The sequence below is a fragment of the Streptomyces sp. BoleA5 genome (genome assembly GCF_000373665.1).
Taxonomy (GTDB): domain Bacteria; phylum Actinomycetota; class Actinomycetes; order Streptomycetales; family Streptomycetaceae; genus Actinacidiphila.
On sequence record NZ_KB892114.1, the window covers coordinates 37,085 to 56,915 of the forward strand.

The following is a 19,831-nucleotide window of genomic DNA, read 5'->3' on the forward strand; positions in this document are numbered from 1 at the left end:
GCCGCGAAGGGAGGCCCGCGATGGGCGACCAGGTACGGATATCGGGCGACGCGCTGCAGTTGCCGGGCGGCGTGACGGTGCGCTTCATGCGCACGCTGCGGCTGCCGGAGACGGGGACGCATCCGCTTCCACCCGGGATCGGCACCTTCCCGCTGCGCCGGGTCTCGGACCACCCCGGCACCGCGCCCCCGGAGTGGCTCGCGCGCGGCGGGGTCATGCTGCCCGTCTACCAGCGCGAGGCCATGTGGCTCAGCTTCTCGGCCTCCGCGCCGGCCGCGCTCCAGGTGGGCGTCGGCAAGGTCTGCGCGGTGTCGGGACGGCCGTGGAGCGACCGGCTGTCGCAGGACCCGCAGAACTATGTGGTGCTGCCGCGCCAGCCGTGGCTGGACGGCATCAACTCCGGCTCCGGGACGATCCGGCAGTTCGTGGCGCTGCCGCTGGGCCTCGGCGCGACCGTCGAGGGCCAGGTCAGCGGCGAGGAGGTCTGGGGCGGGGTGCAGTTGCAGGTGTCCGAGCTCGGCGAGGAGCGACTGGCCGCGTGGCGGGCCGAGCAGCGGCGCCGGGAGAGCAGCCGTCGCGCGGCCTTCGGGGGCTACGGCGGCGCTCCGGGGGCGATGCCGATGGCCGCCCCGGCGGCCGCGCCGCCGCCGGCCCCGGGGGGCGCACCGCGCCCGGCGGGGGGTGCGACCCGGTCCCCGGTCTCCATGGGGCTGGGCGCGGGCGGCCGGATGCGGCAGGAGGTCTACCGCGACGACCGCAAGCCGTCCGACTGGCGCGACCGGCCCTCCGGCCGGGTCTTCGTCCACCTCACGACGGTGCCGGAATGGCGCCGCATCACCGGTGAGCCGGCTCCTCCCTCCCCGGTGAACCGCGCGGCGTACACCGCCGCCGGACTGCCCTGGTTCGACTACTACGACGCCGACGCGGAGGACCTGGCGGCCCCCGGCACGCTCGGCCGGGTCAAGCCCGTCGGCGACTGGCTCGGCGAGGACGATTCGCCGTGGGTGGCACCGCACCCGGGTCAGGTGAAACAGCTGGGGGACGGGAACCAGGTCACCGACGGCGACTGGTAGCGCACGGCGGGCGGCGGCGGGACCATGGAGTCCGGGCCGCCGCCCCGCGGCCCCCGGGGAGGAGGCCAGGGATGCACACACCTGCGAAGGCGATGATCACGTGCACGGTGGCGTGTCTGGTCGCCGTGACCGCGTACACGGTCGCGCTCGGCCCCAACGGCTGGGTGTGGTTCGCCTGGGTCGTCCTCATGCTGGCGACGATCGGGGTGTTCGCGATCCGCACCCCGCGCTGAGGGTTCCGCGGGCGGGGGGCGGGGGGCGGGGGCGCGGGCTGAGGCGGCGGCGGTGTCCGGGGACGGACAGCCGCCGGCGACCGCGCCTGCGCCACCCTCACGCTCTCCTGGGAAGGCGCCGGGCCGGGTACGCGCAGGTGGGAGCGACGTCCCGATCCGGGCGACGCCCCGCTCCGTCCCCGCGCCGTTCCCCTCGCGGGATCCGTTGTCCCTCATCGCCTGCTCCCCCTCGGTTTGCGTGTGCTCCGGTGTCACGCGTCGAGCAGCCGGTCGATGACACCGGCCGCCCAGTGCTCGTACTGCTGCGGGGTCCAGCCGGAGAGCCCGGTCAGCAGGTGGTAGACCTCGACGCCGAGGACGGCCCACACCCCGTCCAGCTCCTCCTGGGTCACCGCGCGCCCCGTGACGCGGGCCATGCCCTGCCCGACGCTGACGCGGCGGCGCCGCTGGTTGTCCCGGAGCCTCTGCGCGAGGTCCGCGTTGGAGGCGGCCGCCTCGCGCAGCGCGAGGTGCACACCGGCGGTACGCCGGTGGATCACGGTGACCAGGCGTGCGGCGGCGGCGATCCGCTCCTGCCGGGTGCCGGACCCGAGCCCTGCGAACTCCGGCCGTTCGGCCAGCGTTTCGGGCCGTGCGTCGCCGACCACCGCGACATCGAGCGCGGCCATCAGCAGTTCGCCCTTGGACCGGAAGCCCGCGTACACCGTCTCGACCGACACCCCGGCCTCGCGGGCGACGTCCCGCATCCCCGTCGCCGCCCAGCCCTGCTCGCCGAACAGCCGGACGGCCGCGGCCAGCACCACGGCCCGTGTCTCCCCGGCCTGTTGCTCGCGTCGCGGTGAGCGGTACGGGCGCCGTGCCCGGGGTGCCTCCTCCGTCGCCATCAGTGCGCCGTTCCGTTCCGCGCGTGGTCCCGCGCGGGCCACCACTGCGCGCGGCGGCGCCGGTAGGCGCGGGCGAAGCCGTACAGCAGGACGAGGCGCGGGACCGGGGGCACCAGTCGGACGACGATCCGGTGCCCCCCGGGGTCGATGCCGTCGAGCAGCCAGTGCCCCTCCATGCCGAGCTGCGTGAACGGCTTGGACCTGACGTTGTACTCCTGGTCCCAGGCGTGCCATTCGGCCTGGGTGAGGGTCGCCGACACCACGGGCATGGCCTGCGCGACCTCGCGCTCCAGGTGCGGCACGAGAACGGCCGTCAGCGAGTCGAGCGCCGCGAGGAGCCGGATGCGCGTCTGGTCGGAGGCCGTCTCGGCGTACCGCCTGGCGGCGTCCGTCACGGTCACGGCGGCCGGGGTGATCCTGCGGTGGTCGGCGTCCAGGGAGTCCAGCAGTGGCCCGGTGGCCGGGTCGCGCTCGCGCACCAGCGGCCACAGGCCCTCGTCCTCACCTGTGTGGTGCGTGTGGAGGAACTCCATCAGCCACACGACGTGGCGGCCGACCGCGCCGCCCTGTCGCGGCTGCGGATACGGCTCGGTGGTCAGCACCGTCCGCGCGCGCTCCAGGTCGCGGCGCAGCGCGCCGTGCACGATCCCCATCATCCGTGTGTCCGCCGGTGCGGAACCTGTCCCCATCTCGCCCTCCCCGTGGCTGTCTTGGCAGGACAGTAGGACGGGACCGTTTTCCCTACAAGGTCGTTCCAGTGAATTCTGGTCCACGACCGCGGGCGCCGGCTCCGGCGTCAGGCTCCGGTGCCTCGCCCTCGCCCTCGCCCTCGCCGGAGAACGGAGGCGGTCACCGCGGCCACGGCGGCGGTCACCACGAGGCTCCCGGTCGCGACCATCCCCACGCCGACCAGGAACAGGCCGCTCGAGTCGTCCGACCAGTCGTAGAAGGCGGCGGCGGTCAGGCCGGCCGTGGTACCGAGCACGGCGGCCGGGAAGAGGCCCCGGGACGCGGCCCAGCACACGAGCGGCAGCAGCGTCAGCACCAGCCCCACGACCTGCCACGCTTCGTAGGGACCGGTCTCCGTGCCATCGGGCCGGACGTCACGATGCTGGTCCCAGCCCAGCCAGGCGGCCCAGGCGGCCGACGCGACGACGGCCTGCAGGACGACCGGCAGCAGCCGGGACAGGGGATTCGCTGATTCTCGAGGCATGACCCGAGCGTCCCCTCCCGCCGCTTCGCCGGCCAGAGCGCGTGTACTCAGTCCGCACCGAGTACACGTCACCGGCCGGACCGGGGCGCGGACACTCGACGAAGCGGACGTAGCCCCGGTGTCGGGCGGGGATGTCAGGCGGGGGCGTGGCGGGCGAGGCCGGAGACGAGGAGGTCGAGGCCGAACTCGAAGCGCTCGTCGCCCTCGTCGCGCATGAGGGCGTCGACCATGCCCGTGATGTGGGGGAAGCCCTCGGGGGGCAGGGAGCGGAAGTACTCGCGGATGCGCACGACCTGCTCGTCGAGGGTGACGCCGCTCTCCCCGAAACCCTGGCCGCGCAGGCTCTCCTCGACCGCGGTGGCCGTGACGAAGAGCGCGAGCGCGTCCACACCGTAGGCGCAGACCTGGTCGGAGAGGCCACCGGCCTTGAGGATCGCCAGCATCGCCTCGGCGTTGAGGAGGGCGTTGGGGCCGAAGGGGATGCCCTGGCCGATGGCGGCGCGCGCCAGGTCGCGGTGCGCGACGAGGACCCTGCGGCCCTGCCGTGCCAGCTCCTTGACCTGCTCCTGCCACCGCTCGGGGTCGGGCTCGGGGCGGGTCACACCGGCCTGGATGCGGTCGAGGAGCAGCTCGAGCAGCTCCTCCTTGTTGGCGACGTGCGCGTAGAGCGAAGCGGCGCCGGTGTCCAGCTCCTGGGCGACCCGGCGCATGCTCAGCGCGTCCAGGCCCTCGGCGTCGATGACGTGGAGGGCCGCTGTGACGATCGCCTCGCGGCTGAGGCTGCGGCGGGGGGCCTTCTTGCGCTCGGCGCGCCAGGGCGGGACGGGGACCGATGTCACGTGCTGCGTACCTCCGGGAGCGGAACACCGACAGCGTACTTGACACGAACGTCGTTCGTTGTCTAGAACACTGTTCGTTCAAAACGAACGGCGTTCGTCCGACCGTGCGCCACCGCGCCACCCGCCCCGATGGAGGACCCATGAGCACCCAGGCGCTCTCCCCGCCCGCTCCCCCGGCAACCGGCCATCCCTTGCGCAAGCTCGGGCTGGCCGTGATCCTCGCCGTCGAGATCATGGACCTGCTCGACGCCACGATCGTCGGCGTCGCCTCGCCCTCGATCCGCGCGGATTTCGGCGGCAGCTCCACCCAGATCCAGTGGATCACCGCCGCCTACACGCTGGCCTTCTCCGTACTGATGATCACCGGGGCGCGGCTCGGCGACATCGTGGGCCGCCGCAGGATGTTCCTCGCCGGGCTCGCCGGCTTCACGGTGTGCTCCGCGCTGTGCGCGGCCGCGGGCTCCGCCGGGACGCTGATCGGGGGGCGGGCCGCGCAGGGGCTGTTCGCCGCGATGATGGTGCCGCAGGGCCTCGGCATCCTGCGCCAGATGTTCCCGCCGAAGGAGCAGGGGGCGGCCTTCGGCGCGTTCGGGCCCGTCATGGGTCTCGCCGCGGTCGCCGGGCCGGTGCTCGGCGGTCTCCTCACCGACGCGGACCTGTTCGGCTCCGGCTGGCGCTCGGTGTTCCTGATCAACGTCCCGATCGGCGTCCTCGCCTTCGCCGTCGCGCTGCGCATCCTGCCCGAGGGCCGCTCGCCGCACGCGCCGCGGCTGGACCTGCCGGGGTCGGCACTGGTCAGCCTCGGCGTGCTCATGCTCGTCTACCCGCTGGTCCAGGGCCGGGACCTGGGCTGGCCGCTGTGGACATACCTGTCGATGGCGGGCGCGGTCCCGGTCCTCGGTGTCTTCGCCCGGTACCAGCGGCGGCTCGTGGCGCGCGGCGGCTCCCCGCTCGTCGAACCCGGGCTCTTCCGCCACCGCGGCTTCTCCGCCGCGCTCGTGGTGGGCGTCGCCTTCTTCGCCGCGGTCAGCGGGCTGATGCTGGTGCTCACCCTGCACCTGCAGGTGGGGCTCGGCTACAGCGCCCTGCACGCCGGGGCGTCGATGGTCCCCTGGTCCGCCGGCACGGTCGTGGGCGCGGTCCTCTCCGGTGCCGTCCTCGGCCCCCGGTACGGCCGGCGCACCATCCAGGCCGGCTTCGCGCTGTCGGCGGTCGCGGTCGCCGCGCTGGCGCTCACCGTGCACCTGGCGGGCCACGGGGCCACCACCTGGCAGCTGCTGCCCGCCCTCCTGCTGAACGGCTTCGCGATGGGCCTGGTCATGGCGCCGTTCTTCGACATCGCCCTCGCCGACGTCGAGGAGCGCGAGACCGGCTCGGCCTCCGGTGTCCTCAACGCCGCGCAGCAGCTCGGCGGTTCGGTCGGGGTCGCCGTCCTCGGCACGGCGTTCTTCTCCTACGCCGCCGACGGAGGCACGGTGCCCGCGACCCAGTGGACGGCCCTCATGGCCGCGGCCGCGTTCGTCGCGGCACTGGCGGCCGCCTTCCTGCTGCCCCGCCACGCCCGCGAGGGCACGGCGGGACACTGAGGGACCATGGCGCCGGGCGGTGTGGAGGGGGGCCGGCCGCGCGGGCGCGGCGGCCGGGACGGACGCGGTGGAGATCGCCTCCGGGCCCGGCTCCGGGCCCGGAGGCGACGACGGGTCAGGTCCGGGCCGTTCTCCTGGCGGACGCGTGCGGCCCCGGTGACGCGCGGCACCGGCCGCGCCTAGACTGACGATCCTCGAATCGCGTTGTGACCTGGCAGAACGCCGCCCGGAGCCGATCGGCGCCAGTTGGGAGTCAGTCCGTGTTCTACTACGTGCTCAAGTACGTGGTCCTCGGCCCGTTGCTGCGGGTGCTGTTCCGCCCGAGGATCGAGGGCATGGAGAACATCCCGGAGGAGGGCGCGGCGATCGTCGCGGGCAACCATCTGTCGTTCTCCGACCACTTCCTGATGCCCGCGATCCTGCCGCGCCGGATCACCTTCCTGGCGAAGGCCGAGTACTTCACCGGCACCGGCCTCAAGGGGCGGCTGACCGCGGCGTTCTTCCACAGCATCGGCCAGATCCCGGTCGACCGCTCCGGCGGCAAGGCGGGCGAGTCGGCGATCCGCGAGGGAATGAAGGTGCTCGGCAAGGGCGAGCTCCTCGGCATCTACCCCGAGGGCACCCGCTCCCACGACGGACGCCTCTACAAGGGCAAGGTCGGCGTGGCCACCATGGCCATCCGCGCCAAGGTCCCGGTCGTCCCGTGCGCGATGATCGGCACGTACGAGATCCAGCCCGCGGGCCGGCGGCTGCCGCGCATCAAACCGGTGACGATCCGCTTCGGCGAGCCGATGGAGTTCTCCCGCTTCGAGGGGATGGACAACGAGCGCTATGTGGTGCGCTCGGCCACGGACGAGATCATGTACGCGATCCTCGCCCTGTCCGGTCAGGAGTACGTCGACCGCTACGCCGCCGAGGTCAAGGCCGAGCAGCAGGGCCAGTCCGGCATCGGCTCCCGGCTGCGCCGCGGCGCCTGACCGGTTGCGCCCTGCGCGGATCCGCGCAGGGCGAACAACCCTGGTCCCGGCGCGCTCGGGCCGCCTAGCGTCGCCGTCATGACGGGAACTGCGTTCGTGATCGGGGCGACGGGACAGATCGGCCGGGCGGCGGTGCGCGCCCTCGCCGAGGACGGCTATGAGGTGCGGGCCGCCTCCCGCGGCGGCGGCGGCGGTGGGGTGGAGTGGCCCGAAGGGGTACGGCCGGTGGCCCTGGACCGCGAGGACACCGCGGCGCTGGCGGCGGCGCTCGGCGAGGGCTGCGACGTGCTGCTGGACTGCGTGGCCTACGGGCCGGAGCACGCACGGCAGTTGACGGGGCTGGCGGACCGGATCGGCTCCGCGGTCGTCGTGTCCAGCTGCTCTGTCTACGAGGACGGCCGGGGCCGCAGCCTCGACACCGACGGGGAGCCGGGCGGCGCGCCCGTCTTCCCGGTGCCCGTCGCGGAGACGCAGCCGGTGCTGGCCCCCGGCGAGGGCGGCTACTCGGCGCGCAAGTCGGCGCTGGAGCGCGACCTGCTGGCGGCGCAGGGGCGGTTGCCCGTCACGCTGTTGCGCGCCGGGGCGGTCCACGGCCCGTACAGCCTGCGCCCGAGGGAGCTGTACTTCGTCAAGCGGGCCGTGGACCGGCGGCCGTTCAGGGTGCTCGCGTACGGCGGGGAGAGTCGCTTCCACCCGGTGCACGCCGCGAACCTCGCCGAACTGGTGCGGCTGGCCGCCCGCCGCCCGGGCTCCCGGGTGCTCAACGCCGGCGACCCGTACGCCCCGACGGTGGCGGAGATCGCGGACGCGATCGCCGCGCTGCTGGGACACGAGGCGCGGACGTACGCCGTGGACGGCCCTCCCCCGGCGAAGAACGTCGGCGACACCCCGTGGACCACGGCGCACCCCTTCGTGCTGGACATGTCGGCCGCGGAGCGCGAGCTGGGCTACCGTGCCGTGACCGGCTACGCGGAGTCGCTGCCGGAGAACGTGGCCTGGCTGGTGGAACGGCTCGGCGGACGGGACTGGCGGGAGGCCTTCCCCGTCCTGGCGTCGACGTACGACCGCTTCGGCGACCTGTTCGACTACGAGGCCGAGGACCGCTGGCTGGCCGCCGGAAAACCGCTCGCCGGGCCCGGGCAGGCGAACTAGCCTCGGAGCCGTGAGCAGGGACAGGACATGAGTGCGCGGCTGCGGGCACTCGCCAAGGAGACGGAAGACCTCGTCGCGACCGGCCGCTACCGGACGGCACGCGGGGTGGAGGTGGCCATCGGGGAGGCCGTCGCGCGGGCCGTCCGGGGGACGCGGATGTACGGCCCGGGACCCGTCGACCCCGGTCCCGGCGCCAAGCGCATCGGGCCCACCGCCTTCGAGGTGACGGGCGAGGACAGCCTGCAGGCGGCACGCCGCCTGGCGCAGCGGGCCCCGGGGGTCCCGGAGGTCCCGGTCGCCGTGCTGAACTTCGCGTCGGCCCGCAACCCCGGCGGCGGCTACGTCAACGGGGCACAGGCGCAGGAGGAGGCGCTGTGCCGTGCGTCGGCGCTCTACACGACGCTGCTCACGGTGCGGGAGTTCTACGACTGGCACCGGGCGGACCGCAGTCCCTTCTACAGCGACCGGGTGATCCACTCCCCCGGCGTCCCGGTCTTCCGCGACGAGCGCGGCGCCCTGCTGGACGAGCCCTTCGAGGCCGGCTTCCTCACCTCCGCCGCCCCCAACGCGGGGGTGATTCTCCGTCAGGAGCCCGACGCCGCGGACCGCGTGCCCGCCGCGCTGTCGGCCCGGGCGGGCAGGGTGCTGGAGGTCGCCGCGGCGCACGGGTACCCCTCCCTGGTGCTGGGCGCCTGGGGCTGCGGGGTGTTCCGCAACGACCCGGCGGCCGTCGCCGCCGCCTTCCGCGAGCACCTCGGCCCGGGCGGGCGGTTCGCGGATCGTTTCGGCCGGGTCGTCTTCGCCGTACTCGACCGGCGCGCGGACTCGCCCACCCGGGCCGCCTTCGCCGCCGCCTTCCCGGGGTAGAGGAGTCCCATGAGCGACAAGCGCAACATCGACACCGTGATGGACGCCGTGGACCAGAAATGGATGCCGCACGTCCTCGCCGAGGTCAACGACTACGACGTCAAGGTCGCCAACGTGGAGGGCGACTTCCCCGAGCACGCGCACGCGGACACCGACGAGTTCTTCCTCGTCCTCGCCGGCCGGCTGCACCTGGAACTGCCGGACCGCACGGTGACCCTGGGCCCGCACGAGGTGTTCACCGTCCCCCGCGGCGTCCCGCACCGGCCGCGCGCCGAGGAGGGCACCCGCATCCTGATGTTCGAGCCGCGTGGCACCGTCAACACCGGCGACGGCAACGAGGGCGCGGGTACCACCGGGGTGCGGCTCGGTTAGCCTCCCGGGCCCGGAACGCCGACGGCCCCGCCACGCCCAGTGGGCGCGGCGGGGCCGTCCGTCTTGCTACCGCGGTGGGTCAGCTCGTGGGCGGCACCGGCGCGGCGTGCGGGGCGCACGTCACGTCGGACCGGTCGAGACTGCCCGTCACGAAGTAGCCGGTGACACGGTCGTTGACACAGGGGTTGACCAGGCCGGTGACACCGTGCGAGCCGGCGCCCTTCTCGGTGATCATGAGCGAGCCCTTGAGTCGCTTGTGCAGCTCCACGGCGCCCGTGTACGGGGTCGCCGCGTCACGGGTGCTCTGGACGATCATGACGCGCGGCAGGCCGTGGCCGGTGCGCACCTCCACCGGGGTCCGCTGCGGGACGCCCCACGTGGCGCACGGCAGGTTCATCCACGCGTTGGACCAGGTCAGGAACGGGTACTTGGCGTGCAGCCGGGTGTTGTCGCGGTCCCAGGTGCGCCAGTCGCGCGGCCACTTGGCGTCGGTGCACTCCACCGCCGTGTAGACCGCGTTGCCGTTCTCCGAGGAGATGTTGCCCGCCGTGTCCGACAGGTCGGGGGCCGCGGCGTCGACCAGTGCCTGGGTGTCGCCCTTGAGGTAGGCACTCCAGATCCCGGCCACGGCCGCCCACGACGAGTCGTAGTACGGGGCGCTCTGGAAGAGGCCGAGCAGTTCGGCCGGGCCCACGACGCCGCCGATGGGGTGCGCCTTGGCGGTGGCCCGCAGCTTCTCCCACTGCGCCTGGACCTTCGCCGGGGTGTTGCCGATGTGGTAGACCGAGTCGTACGTGGCGACCCAGGCCTTCCAGTCGTTCCAGCGGCCCTCGAACGCGACGTCCTGGTCGAGGTTGTTCTGGTACCAGATCTGGTCGCGGGACGGGTTCACGACGCTGTCGACGACCATGCGGCGCACGTGCGACGGGAAGAGCGTGGCGTACACGGCGCCGAGGTAGGTGCCGTAGGAGACACCGAGGTAGTTGAGCTTCCGCTCGCCGAGGGCGGCGCGGACGACGTCCAGGTCGCGCGCGGTGTTGGCCGTCGTCATCTGCGACAGCATCGCGGCGCCGGTGCGCTCCTTGCAGCCTTCCGCGTACTCGGCGGCCAGCTTGCGCTGTGCCCGCTTGTCGGCCTCGCTGTCCGGGACCGGGTCGGCCTTGGGCGCCTTTACGAACTCCTGCGGGTCGGCGCAGGAGATGGGCGCCGAGTGGCCGACCCCGCGCGGGTCGAAGCCGACGAAGTCGTAGGCCTTCGCGGTCGCCGCCCAGATCGGGTTCTTGGTCGTCACGCGGAGCGGGAAACGCATGCCGGAGCCACCGGGGCCGCCCGGGTTGTAGATCAGGGCGCCCTGGCGCTCGGCGGCGGTGCCGGTGTTGCCGACGTGGTCCACCGCGATCTTGATCGTCTTGCCGTAGGGCTTGGCGTAGTCGACGGGGACGGTCACCCAGCCGCACTCGACGGGGCTCGCGATACCCCAGTCCGCCGGGCAGGCGGCCCAGTCGATGCCCTTCCTGGCCGCCTGCGCGGCGGCGATCCGTACGCCCTGGGCCTCGGCGGTGCCGCTGTGTCCGTGCGTCTTCGGCGCGCTGCGGGCGACCGCGGTCTGCGGTGCCGCCGTGGCGACGGTGCCGGCTATCAGGGCTGCGGTCAGCCCGAGCACGGCCGTGCGTCTCACCATGAACTCCCCCTGCTGGTGGTGCCGCTCGTGGCGGCCCGATCACAACTGCAGGGGAATCCTTTCGTCTTCCACACCTCCGAGAGAAGATCTTATGAGCGTTTCTTTACCAACCCATGAGTCGGAAACCCCGGTTGGCTGGCGCCGTCCACCGCCGCCCCGGCGAGGCCGCGTACGAGGTTGCGGGGCCGGGGCACCTCGTGGCCGGCGAGGGCGCGGGCGAGCGGCACGACGAGGGCACCGCCGGCGGTCGTCGCCGGCGTGACGGCCCGCGCGCCGAGGCGAGGACGGCGCCGCCCGGGGCCGCGGGGGACTCGATGCCGGTCCGGCCCGCGCGTGGCGGCAGGACCGGCTTCCGGGCGGGACGGGGGCGGCGCGGGGACCCCGGTCGGCGGGCGCTGCGGACGCGTCGGGGCGGGTTCCGGCCCGGCGCGGCGGCCCCGCGCCCGCCGACGGGCCTCACCCGTTCGGCCCAGCGCCTTTTGCCCCGCCCTGGTGAGGGCCGCACAGTCGAGTGACGGCGGTGACTGGGCGCCATCCCCCGGGATGGGCGACGCGATCCCCCGGGCGACCGTCCCGGGACCCGCGCTCGACGGCCCCTGGCACGCGATCCCGCACCGCCCCGTGCGAGCGAGCGGCCCTCCCGGGCCCCACGCCACCGTCCTCAGCGCGGCTGCGGCGTGCGCACGGTCCTCGCGCCCCCAAGGATCGAGGTCCCATGGACAGCACCCCGAAGACACGCGTCGTTCTGCGGATTCGGCTTCACGAGGGCAAGGGGGATCAGTATGCGCAGGCATACGACCTCGTGCACCGCGGCATCGTCACGGCAGACGGCTTCATCAGTTCGCAGCTGTGCCGGTCCCTGGCGGACCCGGACAGCTGGATCGTCACCAGCGAGTGGCGGTCGCTCGACCAGTACCTCGCATACCTGGCGAGCGAGGACTTCAAGGCGCGGCGGGTCGGGCTGCGCGAGTGCATCCTGGAGCACGAGTCGACGCAGTACACGGTCGTCGCCGACGTGAAGCCCTGACGCGGCGCCGGCTGCGGCCCCCGGGGCGGTGCCCGCCCCGGGGGCCGGTCCGCGTGCGCGTCAGCGCCAGCGGTACAGCTCCTTCAGCCGGTTCACGACGATGTTGAAGCGGCCCCGGTCCAGCGCGCAGGCCTCGCGGCGCATGCCGTCGGCGTGGACGCGCAGCACCCGGTCGACGTTCACCCAGGAGGCGCGGCCGGACTTGTCCCACGGGCCGGAACCGATGGCGACCCACTCGCGGTCGTCGTTGTGCTCCTTGCTGGAGAGCTGCACCGCGAGCAGGGTGCCGCCCCGCTCGCGTGCGACGACGAGGACCGGTCGGTCCTTGCCGCGGCCGTCGTTCTCCTCGTAGGGCACCCAGGTCCAGACGATCTCGCCCGGGTCGGGGTCGCCGTCGTGGGCCGGTGCGTACTCGGTGCGGACGGGGCCGACCTGCTCCGGCTGTGCCTCGGTGGTCGCGCTGGGGCCGTAGCGGCCGGGGTTCTCGGTGTCTATGGACGTCACGGGGCCACGCTAGCCGACAGCAACCGGCGCAGGCACAGCCCGTCCGGGGCGACGGCGGTCAGCAGCGCGGCGGGACCGGCCAGCGGCGTCAGGACGGACTCGCCCTGTTCCGCCTCCCGTACCGGCACCCTGGCCTCCACCGGCTTCTCCTCGAACGCCGGGTCGACGACGAGCAGTTGGCCCGCGGCACGGTAGGTGTGCAGGACGGCGGGGCCCGCCCAGCCCGCCGCGCCCGGCCCGAAGGAGAGTTCCTGGTCCAGCAGCGGACGGCCGCCGATCCGTACCGTGAGGCGGGTGGTGAGCCGGCCCGGCCGCTCCCCGGCCCGGCCGAGGATCTGCTCCTCGCGCAGCACCAGGCGGGCGCCCGGGGCGAGTTCGGCCGTGGTGGTCATGCGGAGGTCGCTGCCCTCCGCGGCGATCAGCGGCTGCGGCAGCCAGTGCAGTTCGGCGTCCTCGCCGACGGTGAGCCGTAGGTCGTACCGCGCCTGCTCGCCGCCGCGGCCGGGCAGCGCGACGGTGGCCGCCGCCGCGTCGACGTGCAGCACGGCGCCCGGTGCGGCGGTGACGTGCACGGCCAGCCGGTCGCCGCCGAGCGGGGCCGTCATGGCGCCCACGACCGTCACCCTGGCCGCCCGTTCGTCCGCGGACCGGGTGCGGCGCAGCGCGAGCGGCCCCTCACCGGCGAGTTCGGGCAGCGCGGTGCCGCCGCGGCCGTCCGGGACGGCGGTGATCCGCGCGGTGGCGTGGACCCCGCTCACGCGGGGACCGTCGCCCAGGCCGCGAGCCGCGCCCGGACCCACTCGGCGACGGGGGCGACCCCGTTCTCGGCCACGAGGGAGGTGAAGACCACGGGCAGTTCGCCGCGCTGCTGCCTCGCGTCGCGCGCCATGCGGCCGAGGTCGGAGCCCACGTAGGGGGCGAGGTCGGTCTTGTTGACGACCAGCAGGTCGGCGGTGGTGACGCCGGGACCGCCCTTGCGCGGGATGTCGTCGCCGCCGGCCACGTCGATGACGAACACCTGGGCGTCGGCCAGTCCCTTGGAGAAGGTGGCGGTGAGGTTGTCGCCGCCGGACTCCACCAGGACGAGGTCGAGTGGCCCGGCGGTGTCCTCCAGTTCCTCGACCGCTTCGAGGTTGGCCGAGATGTCGTCGCGGATCGCGGTGTGCGGGCACGCGCCGGTCTCCACGGCGGCGATGCGCTCGGGCGGCAGGACGGCGTTGCGCAGGAGGAAGTCGGCGTCCTCACGCGTGTAGATGTCGTTGGTGACGACGGCGATGGACAACTCGTCGCGCAGCGCGCGGCAGAGCGCGGCGACGGTGGCGGTCTTGCCCGAGCCGACCGGGCCGCCGAGGCCGATGCGCAGGGCCCGGCGGCTGCCGTCGGGGCGGGCGGTGGATGCGGCCCAGGTGTGCCGCTGCGGGAAGACGGTGTGCCCGTGGTCGAGGTGCATGAGGTTCCCCCTAGGAGGCGAAGAGGCGGACGGGCCACCCGGCGTGGGCCTCGGCGTACACGTCGAGCAGGGGCGCGGAGGCGGCCGGCAGGGCGCCGGTGCCCTCGGTGAGGCAGCGGTGGGCGGCGTCGGCCGCCCGGGCGGCGACCTCGTCCAGGTCCGGGGCGAGCCGGGCGAGGACGGCCGTCACCTCGAACGGGTCCAGGCTCAGCAGGCGTACGGCCGCGGTGGCCGGGCCGGTCACGGCCTCGTACGCCGCCGCGTGCGCGGCGTCCAGCGGGGTGAGCCCGGCGGCCCGGGCCGTGACGCCGAGCACGACGGGCTGGTGGGCGCCCCGCGGCCGCGCGGTGGCGAGCGCGTCGAGGCCGGGTGACGGCCAGGCGGCGCGGGCGGCGCGCATCATCTGGCGGCCGAGGCGCCGGGCGGTCTGCCGCAGTGCGGGCGAGGGGGTGCGGGCGTCCGCGGCCTCGTCCAGGGCGAGCGGGTCGGCGCCCGCCGCGGCCGCTGCGGCGAGCGCCGCGGCCACCAGGCCCGCGGTGTGGAGTCTGCCCCGGCAGAAGTCCTCGAGCGTGCCGGGGCCGGTGATCCGGCCCGCCGTGACGGCGGCCTCGGCCCCTGCGGAATGGGCGTGGCCGCCGGCGGGGAAACGGCCGTCGGCGAGCAGCAGCAGCGCGGCGCGGTTCATCGTCCTCCTGCTTCGGTCAGAACAGGAAGTACCGCTGGGCCATGGGAAGTTCCACGGCCGGGGCGGGTTCGACGACGTCTCCGTCGATGCGGACGGTGAAGGTGTCGGGATCCACCTCGACGCGCGGCATGGCGTCGTTCTCGCGCATGTCCGCCTTGGTGACGCGCCGGGTGTCGCGGATCGGGAGGAACCGCTTCCCGAGGGCGAGGCGTTCGGCGAGGCCGTCCTCCAGGGCGGTGTGCGTCACGAAGGTGAAGGAGTTGGCGGCGGGGGCCCCGCCGATCGCACCGAACATCGGGCGCGGCAGGACCGGCTGGGGGGTCGGGATGGAGGCGTTGGCGTCGCCCATCTGCGCGTAGGCGATCTGGCCGCCCTTGAGGACGAGTTGCGGCTTGACGCCGAAGAACGCCGGGTCCCACAGCACCAGGTCGGCGAGCTTGCCGCTCTCGACGGAGCCGATCTCCCCGTCGAGCCCCTGGGCGACGGCGGGGTTGATGGTGTACTTGGCGACATATCGACGTGCGCGCAGGTTGTCGGCCCGCCCGTCGCCGGGCAGGGCGCCGCGCCGCCGCTTCATCACGTGCGCGGTCTGCCAGGTGCGCAGCACGACCTCGCCGATCCGGCCCATGGCCTGGGAGTCCGAGGAGATGATCGAGATCGCCCCCAGGTCGTGCAGGACGTCCTCGGCCGCGATCGTGCCGGGCCTGATCCGCGACTCGGCGAAGGCGAGGTCCTCGGGCACGGCGGGGTTGAGGTGGTGGCAGACCATCAGCATGTCGAGGTGCTCCTCGACGGTGTTGACGGTGTGCGGGCGGGTCGGGTTGGTCGAGGACGGCAGGACGTTGGGGTGGGCGACGACCGTCATGATGTCCGGTGCGTGCCCGCCGCCCGCGCCCTCGGTGTGGTAGGCGTGGATGCCCCGCCCGGCGATGGCGGCGAGGGTGTCCTCGACGAAACCGGCCTCGTTGAGGGTGTCGGTGTGGACGGCGAGCTGCGCACCGGTCGCCTCGCAGACCGTCAGGCAGGCGTCGATCGCGGCCGGGGTGGCGCCCCAGTCCTCGTGGATCTTGAAGCCCACGGCCCCGCCGCGCAGCTGGGAGAGCATCGCCTCGTGGGAGACGGTGTTGCCCTTGCCGAGCAGGCCGATGTTGACCGGGTAGTGCTCCAGCGCGGCGAACATCCGGGCCAGGTGCCAGGGTCCGGGCGTGATGGTGGTGGCCTTGGTGCCCTCGGCCGGGCCGGTGCCGCCGCCGACGAGCGTGGTGATGCCGGAGGCCAGGGCCTCGTCCACGATCGTCGGGGAGATGAAGTGGACGTGCGCGTCGACCGCCCCGGCGGTGACGATCCTGCCGTTGCCGGCGATGACCTCGGTCTCGGGCCCGATGACGAGGTCCGGGTGGACGCCGTCCATGGTGTCGGGGTTGCCCGCCTTGCCGAGCGCCGCGATCCGCCCGTCGCGGATGCCGATGTCCGCCTTGACCACGCCCCTGTGGTCCAGGACGACGGCGCCGGTGATCACCGTGTCGGGGGTGCCCTCGGCCCGGGTGGCGCGGGCCTGCCCCATGGACTCGCGGATCACCTTGCCGCCGCCGAAGACGACCTCGTCGCCCGAGCCGTCGGCGCCTCCCGACAGGTCCCGCTCGACCTCGATCAGCAGGTCGGTGTCGGCGAGCCGCAGGCGGTCCCCGGTGGTCGGCCCGAACAGGTCGGCGTATACGGCGCGCGAGAGCTCAGCCATCGAGGGCACCTCCGGTCTCACCGCGCAGTCCGGCCACGATCCGCGCGCCGCCGAGCGGCACGAGATCGACCTCGACGGGGATGCCGGGCTCGAAGCGCACGGCGGTGCCGGCGGCGACGGCCAGGCGCTTGCCGCGGGCCGCGGCGCGGTCGAAGACGAGGCCGGGGTTGGCCTCGGCGAAGTGGTAGTGGGAACCGACCTGGACCGGCCGGTCGGCGGAGTTCAGCACGGTCAGGCGGGTCACCGGCTTGCCCTCGTTGAGCACGACGGGTTCGGCGGCGTACAGGATCTCCCCGGGGATCACGCGGCGGCTCCTAGACGATCGGCTCGTGGACGGTGACGAGCTTGGTGCCGTCCGGGAAGGTGGCCTCGACCTGGACGTCGCGGATCATCTCCGGCACGCCCTGCATGACGTCGTCCCGGGTGAGCACCTTGCGGCCGGAGGCCATGAGTTCGGCGACGGTGCGGCCGTCCCTGGCGCCCTCCAGGAGGTGCGAGGTGATCAGGGCGACGGCCTCCGGGTGGTTCAGCCGCAGGCCCCTGGCCCGCCGCTTCTCCGCCACGTCGGCGGCGACGTGGACGAGCAGGCGTTCCTGCTCGTGGGGGGTCAATTGCATGGCCACACCTCGCAGTCGTCCCGGGTGAAGGGCCCGCGGGGCGTCCCCGGCCCGCGGATCCGCTCTGCCGTTGTCCGGAAGCCGCAGGCTAGTTCGGCGGCGTTTCGTCCGCGTTAACTCCCGCCCTCCGGGGTGGGGGCGGCGGGCGCGCGGTCCGGCGCCCCCGGGAACGGCGGGGTGCCACGGCGCCGGCGGCGGGTCGCCGCCGATCGGCGTGCGGGCGACCTCCGGCAGCATGCCACGGCGCTCGCGCTCCTTGGCGCACGACACGGGTGCGGCGGCCACCAGGCGGGCACGGGGTCGCGCGGCGCCTCGCTGCCGACCTTGACGGCGACGCGGTGGGACCCGCGTCGCCCGCACCGGAGCGGTGCGGCCCGGCGGCCGCGCCGGCGCCGGGCACTCGTCGACGCGCGACAGCGCCTTCCTGGACGGCCAGGCGGCCACGGGCCCGGTGGCGCGGCCGACCGCCTGGGCGCTGCCGGGCTGCGCCCGCCTGCCCCTGCGCGCCGTCGGGCAGAGGCCCCGCCCGCCGCTACGTGCCGCTCAGGCCCCGTCGTGGCGGGCGTTCGTCGAGCCACGGTGCTCCGCCGCGATGCCGAAGCGGCGGCGTTCGCCCGTGGCGGACACCGTCCCGCGCACCGAGGAGACCGTACTGACCACCGCCTCCTCGGGGGCGGCGTCCAGTTCTTGGAGTCGTTGCAGGTCAGCGGCGGAGACCAGAGCGACCAGCGGCTTGCCGTGACGTGTCACGACCACCCGCTCACCGCCGTAGACGACGCGGTTGATCAGCTCCGCCAGCTCCGCACGCGCTTGTGTCACCGGTACTTCGTGGGCCATGCTCCCCATCATAACGAGATGTACGTCCTGTACATTTTTTACAGCGACGGGCGCCCCTGCCCCGGGTGCCCACGGAGGTGCAGCGATGCTTCGACCGACCGCCCGCTACGTCCTGCCCGAGTTCACCGAGCGCACCAGCGAGGGCGTGCGTTCCATGGACCCGTACTCCAAGCTGCTCCAGGAGCGGATCGTCCTGCTCGGGACACCCATCGACGACACCTCGGCCAACGACGTGATGGCGCAGCTGATCCACCTGGAGGCCGCCGCCCCGGAGCAGGACATCTCGCTCTACATCAATTCCCCCGGCGGGTCCTTCACCGCGATGACGGCGGTCTACGACACGATGCAGTTCGTCAGCTGCGACGTGTCGACGGTGTGCGTCGGCCAGGCGGCCTCGGCGGCGGCCGTCCTGCTCGCCGCCGGAACGCCCGGCAAGCGGCTGGCGACCCCCGGCTCGCGGGTGCTGATCCACCAGCCCTCGTTCGCCGAGGTCATCCAGGGCACGACGGCCGACCTGGAGATCCAGGCCAGGGAACTGCTCCGCCGACGGGACCAATTGGAGGAGCTGCTCGTACGGCACACCGGGCAGGACCGCGACCGGATCCGGGCCGACATCGAGCGGGACACCATTTTTGACGCTCCGTCGGCACTCGCCTACGGCCTGGTGGACCGGCTGACGATGAGCCGCAAGGACGGCGCGGGCCGCGCACCGCGCGCCCTGCGGTGACCGGCGATGATGCCCGAACTGCCCCCGCTCCCGGCCCTGACCAGGGCCGAGGGCGAGCTCGTCGACGCCTACCTGGGGGTCGTGGACCTGCTGGGCCGGATCAACCCGTCCCGCTCCAGGGACACCTACGGGGCGCTGCGCGCCGCGCAGGCCCTGGTGGGACGGGCCGCGCAGCTGCGTGACGCGCTGACGCTGATGCACATGCGCGGGGAGAACGAGGTGCACACGGCGACGATGGAACGGGCCCTGCGGGTGCTCGACGGCGAACGGCGCGCAGGGCAGGTCGCCTTGCCTCCGCCGAGGCCACGCTGACAGAGCGTCACGACACACTGGTCCGTTCGGGCGGCGCGAACTCGAACCGAATGGACTCGCCCGATCGTTGTATCTGCCGTGGACGGCCGAGTGGCCCCGAGTTGCGCGATATGGCCGCACACATCCGGAATCTGACGCTCCATCCCTGGTGTTCGACTCCTTTCGAGTCGTCAGTCAGGGCTGTGTGTCCTGGAGTCCACCCGAATAGGTGAGTCGTGAACAGACTCACATTCGACCGGTTGCGCTGGGAATCGGCCGCTTCGGTGGGTGATCATCCCTTCGACGACAAGCCCCCGTCATCCCGGCGGGGCGGTCCGCGCGGACGCCGAATCCTGCCGCCGCGCGGATGCCCGGTCGACAACGACGCATCGGCAGGAGCGGAGGACCCGAGCACGGCGGGTCCGGCGCCGGTCGCCGGACCCTTGGGGTGAAGCCGCATCCGCGGCCGGGCATCTTCGCCTGCCCGAACCCGACAGGTCATCCTTCGCAGGCGGACGACGAAGGGTTGCGCATGAGTGCGCCGACAGCCATGTCCGGGGTCCTGTGCCGGCTGGGGGCGGTATCCGCCCTCACGGCGGCCGCCGTGGCCGGTCCCGCGGTACTGCCCGAACTCGCCCAGCAGGCCGACGCGGCGACGGTCTCCGCCAAGGCGCTGAAGATCGCGGCGTCCAAGAAGGGCGCCCCGTACCAGTACGGGGCCGCGGGTCCCGGCAGGTTCGACTGCTCCGGGCTCACCTTCTACTCCTTCAAGAAGGCGGGCAAGAAGCTCCCCCGCACGGCGGGGGCGCAGTACAACAGCGTCCGGCACATCCGGAAGTCCGCACGGACCCGTGGTGACCTGGTCTTCTTCCACTACGGGAGCAACGTCTACCACGTGGGGATGTACGCGGGGCACGGGAAGATCTGGCACTCCCCCAGGCCCGGCGGCCGGGTCCGGCTGGAGAAGATCTGGAGCGGCAGCGTCTGGTACGGCCGGGTGAAGTGACCCCGGTCGCGTCGCCCGGGAGGCGGGGCTCCCGGGCGGCGCGACCGGCACCGCGGACGGGCCGGTAACGTG

At 73.8% G+C, this 19,831-nt stretch carries 24 protein-coding genes and 1 riboswitch; of the genes, 11 read left to right on the forward strand and 13 right to left on the reverse strand.

From position 1 onward, the window contains the following. Positions 1-20: 20 nt before the first annotated feature. Positions 21-1,073, forward strand: a complete 1,053-nt coding sequence (locus B085_RS0126360; protein ID WP_018561608.1) for a hypothetical protein — start codon at positions 21-23, stop codon at positions 1,071-1,073. A 71-nt stretch (positions 1,074-1,144) separates the two neighbouring features. Further along, positions 1,145-1,306, forward strand: a complete 162-nt coding sequence (locus B085_RS50155) for a hypothetical protein (protein ID WP_018561609.1) — start codon at positions 1,145-1,147, stop codon at positions 1,304-1,306. 251 nt (positions 1,307-1,557) lie between these two features. On the opposite strand, the gene B085_RS0126370 is transcribed toward B085_RS50155, so the two are convergent. The 4 genes from B085_RS0126370 to B085_RS0126385 form a co-directional block, all read right to left on the reverse strand. Next, positions 1,558-2,190: a TetR/AcrR family transcriptional regulator gene (locus B085_RS0126370; protein WP_018561610.1), complete on the reverse strand. Its 633-nt coding sequence runs from the start codon at positions 2,188-2,190 to the stop codon at positions 1,558-1,560. Beyond that, entirely contained in the window at positions 2,190-2,879 is a 690-nt protein-coding gene (locus tag B085_RS0126375; RefSeq protein ID WP_106435040.1) for a hemerythrin domain-containing protein, read from the reverse strand. The genes B085_RS0126370 and B085_RS0126375 overlap by 1 nt, the downstream gene beginning before the upstream one ends. Positions 2,880-2,986: 107 nt before the next feature. Continuing rightward, positions 2,987-3,403, reverse strand: a complete 417-nt coding sequence (locus tag B085_RS0126380) for a hypothetical protein (protein WP_018561612.1) — start codon at positions 3,401-3,403, stop codon at positions 2,987-2,989. 134 nt (positions 3,404-3,537) lie between these two features. Continuing rightward, positions 3,538-4,242, reverse strand: a complete 705-nt coding sequence (locus tag B085_RS0126385) for a TetR/AcrR family transcriptional regulator (RefSeq protein ID WP_018561613.1) — start codon at positions 4,240-4,242, stop codon at positions 3,538-3,540. A 140-nt stretch (positions 4,243-4,382) separates the two neighbouring features. On the opposite strand from B085_RS0126385, the gene B085_RS0126390 reads away from it, so the two are divergent. The 5 genes from B085_RS0126390 to B085_RS0126410 all read left to right on the forward strand — a co-directional run bounded on the left by B085_RS0126390 (position 4,383) and on the right by B085_RS0126410 (position 9,196). Then, entirely contained in the window at positions 4,383-5,828 is a 1,446-nt protein-coding gene (locus B085_RS0126390) for an MFS transporter (RefSeq protein ID WP_018561614.1), read from the forward strand. Between the two features lie 260 nt (positions 5,829-6,088). Beyond that, complete coding sequence (locus B085_RS0126395; RefSeq protein WP_018561615.1) at positions 6,089-6,805, forward strand: lysophospholipid acyltransferase family protein; 717 nt, start codon at positions 6,089-6,091, stop codon at positions 6,803-6,805. A 78-nt stretch (positions 6,806-6,883) separates the two neighbouring features. Further along, positions 6,884-7,957 carry an NAD-dependent epimerase/dehydratase family protein gene (locus tag B085_RS0126400; RefSeq protein WP_037732496.1) on the forward strand — a complete coding sequence of 358 codons (1,074 nt, stop codon included), beginning with the start codon at positions 6,884-6,886 and terminating at the stop codon, positions 7,955-7,957. A gap of 27 nt (positions 7,958-7,984) precedes the next feature. Next, complete coding sequence (locus B085_RS0126405; RefSeq protein WP_018561617.1) at positions 7,985-8,824, forward strand: TIGR02452 family protein; 840 nt, start codon at positions 7,985-7,987, stop codon at positions 8,822-8,824. Between the two features lie 9 nt (positions 8,825-8,833). Further along, positions 8,834-9,196 carry a cupin domain-containing protein gene (locus B085_RS0126410; RefSeq protein WP_018561618.1) on the forward strand — a complete coding sequence of 121 codons (363 nt, stop codon included), beginning with the start codon at positions 8,834-8,836 and terminating at the stop codon, positions 9,194-9,196. A gap of 79 nt (positions 9,197-9,275) precedes the next feature. Here B085_RS0126410 and B085_RS0126415 read toward each other — a convergent pair whose 3' ends face one another. Continuing rightward, entirely contained in the window at positions 9,276-10,877 is a 1,602-nt protein-coding gene (locus B085_RS0126415; protein WP_018561619.1) for an alpha/beta hydrolase, read from the reverse strand. Positions 10,878-11,592: 715 nt separating this feature from the next. On the opposite strand from B085_RS0126415, the gene B085_RS0126420 reads away from it, so the two are divergent. Then, positions 11,593-11,904, forward strand: coding sequence for an antibiotic biosynthesis monooxygenase family protein (locus B085_RS0126420; protein WP_018561620.1), 312 nt, complete (start codon positions 11,593-11,595; stop codon positions 11,902-11,904). Between the two features lie 60 nt (positions 11,905-11,964). Here the strand turns inward: B085_RS0126420 and B085_RS0126425 are convergent, their stop codons facing one another. From B085_RS0126425 to B085_RS0126460, 8 genes are all read right to left on the reverse strand, one after another. Beyond that, the gene (locus tag B085_RS0126425) at positions 11,965-12,408 is read right to left on the reverse strand and encodes a type II toxin-antitoxin system PemK/MazF family toxin (RefSeq protein ID WP_018561621.1); all 444 of its coding nucleotides are present in this window, start codon (positions 12,406-12,408) and stop codon (positions 11,965-11,967) included. Then, positions 12,405-13,208 (reverse strand): urease accessory protein UreD, encoded by an 804-nt coding sequence (locus B085_RS0126430; RefSeq protein ID WP_018561622.1) that lies wholly within the window; start codon positions 13,206-13,208, stop codon positions 12,405-12,407. Before B085_RS0126430 ends, B085_RS0126425 begins: the two co-directional genes overlap by 4 nt. Further along, a complete protein-coding gene (gene ureG, locus B085_RS0126435) occupies positions 13,163-13,858 on the reverse strand; it encodes an urease accessory protein UreG (RefSeq protein ID WP_018561623.1) in 696 nt (231 codons plus the stop codon). The genes B085_RS0126430 and ureG overlap by 46 nt, the downstream gene beginning before the upstream one ends. Positions 13,859-13,868: 10 nt before the next feature. Further along, positions 13,869-14,543 (reverse strand): urease accessory protein UreF, encoded by a 675-nt coding sequence (locus B085_RS0126440; RefSeq protein WP_018561624.1) that lies wholly within the window; start codon positions 14,541-14,543, stop codon positions 13,869-13,871. A 16-nt stretch (positions 14,544-14,559) separates the two neighbouring features. Further along, positions 14,560-16,281, reverse strand: a complete 1,722-nt coding sequence (locus tag B085_RS0126445; RefSeq protein WP_018561625.1) for an urease subunit alpha — start codon at positions 16,279-16,281, stop codon at positions 14,560-14,562. Beyond that, a complete protein-coding gene (locus B085_RS0126450) occupies positions 16,274-16,585 on the reverse strand; it encodes an urease subunit beta (protein ID WP_018561626.1) in 312 nt (103 codons plus the stop codon). The genes B085_RS0126445 and B085_RS0126450 overlap by 8 nt, the downstream gene beginning before the upstream one ends. Before the next feature lie 10 nt (positions 16,586-16,595). Then, complete coding sequence (locus B085_RS0126455; protein WP_026251471.1) at positions 16,596-16,898, reverse strand: urease subunit gamma; 303 nt, start codon at positions 16,896-16,898, stop codon at positions 16,596-16,598. Between the two features lie 543 nt (positions 16,899-17,441). Further along, the gene (locus B085_RS0126460; protein WP_018561628.1) at positions 17,442-17,735 is read right to left on the reverse strand and encodes a type II toxin-antitoxin system Phd/YefM family antitoxin; all 294 of its coding nucleotides are present in this window, start codon (positions 17,733-17,735) and stop codon (positions 17,442-17,444) included. Between the two features lie 85 nt (positions 17,736-17,820). On the opposite strand from B085_RS0126460, the gene B085_RS0126465 reads away from it, so the two are divergent. The 3 genes from B085_RS0126465 to B085_RS0126475 all read left to right on the forward strand — a co-directional run bounded on the left by B085_RS0126465 (position 17,821) and on the right by B085_RS0126475 (position 19,759). Then, entirely contained in the window at positions 17,821-18,462 is a 642-nt protein-coding gene (locus B085_RS0126465; RefSeq protein ID WP_018561629.1) for an ATP-dependent Clp protease proteolytic subunit, read from the forward strand. A gap of 6 nt (positions 18,463-18,468) precedes the next feature. Next, on the forward strand, positions 18,469-18,774 hold the full coding sequence (locus tag B085_RS0126470; RefSeq protein WP_018561630.1) for a hypothetical protein: 306 nt from the start codon (positions 18,469-18,471) through the stop codon (positions 18,772-18,774). Positions 18,775-19,125: 351 nt separating this feature from the next. Further along, a riboswitch (cyclic di-AMP (ydaO/yuaA leader) is annotated at positions 19,126-19,282 on the forward strand. 3 nt (positions 19,283-19,285) lie between these two features. After that, the gene (locus B085_RS0126475) at positions 19,286-19,759 is read left to right on the forward strand and encodes a C40 family peptidase (protein ID WP_026251472.1); all 474 of its coding nucleotides are present in this window, start codon (positions 19,286-19,288) and stop codon (positions 19,757-19,759) included. Positions 19,760-19,831 lie beyond the last annotated feature (72 nt).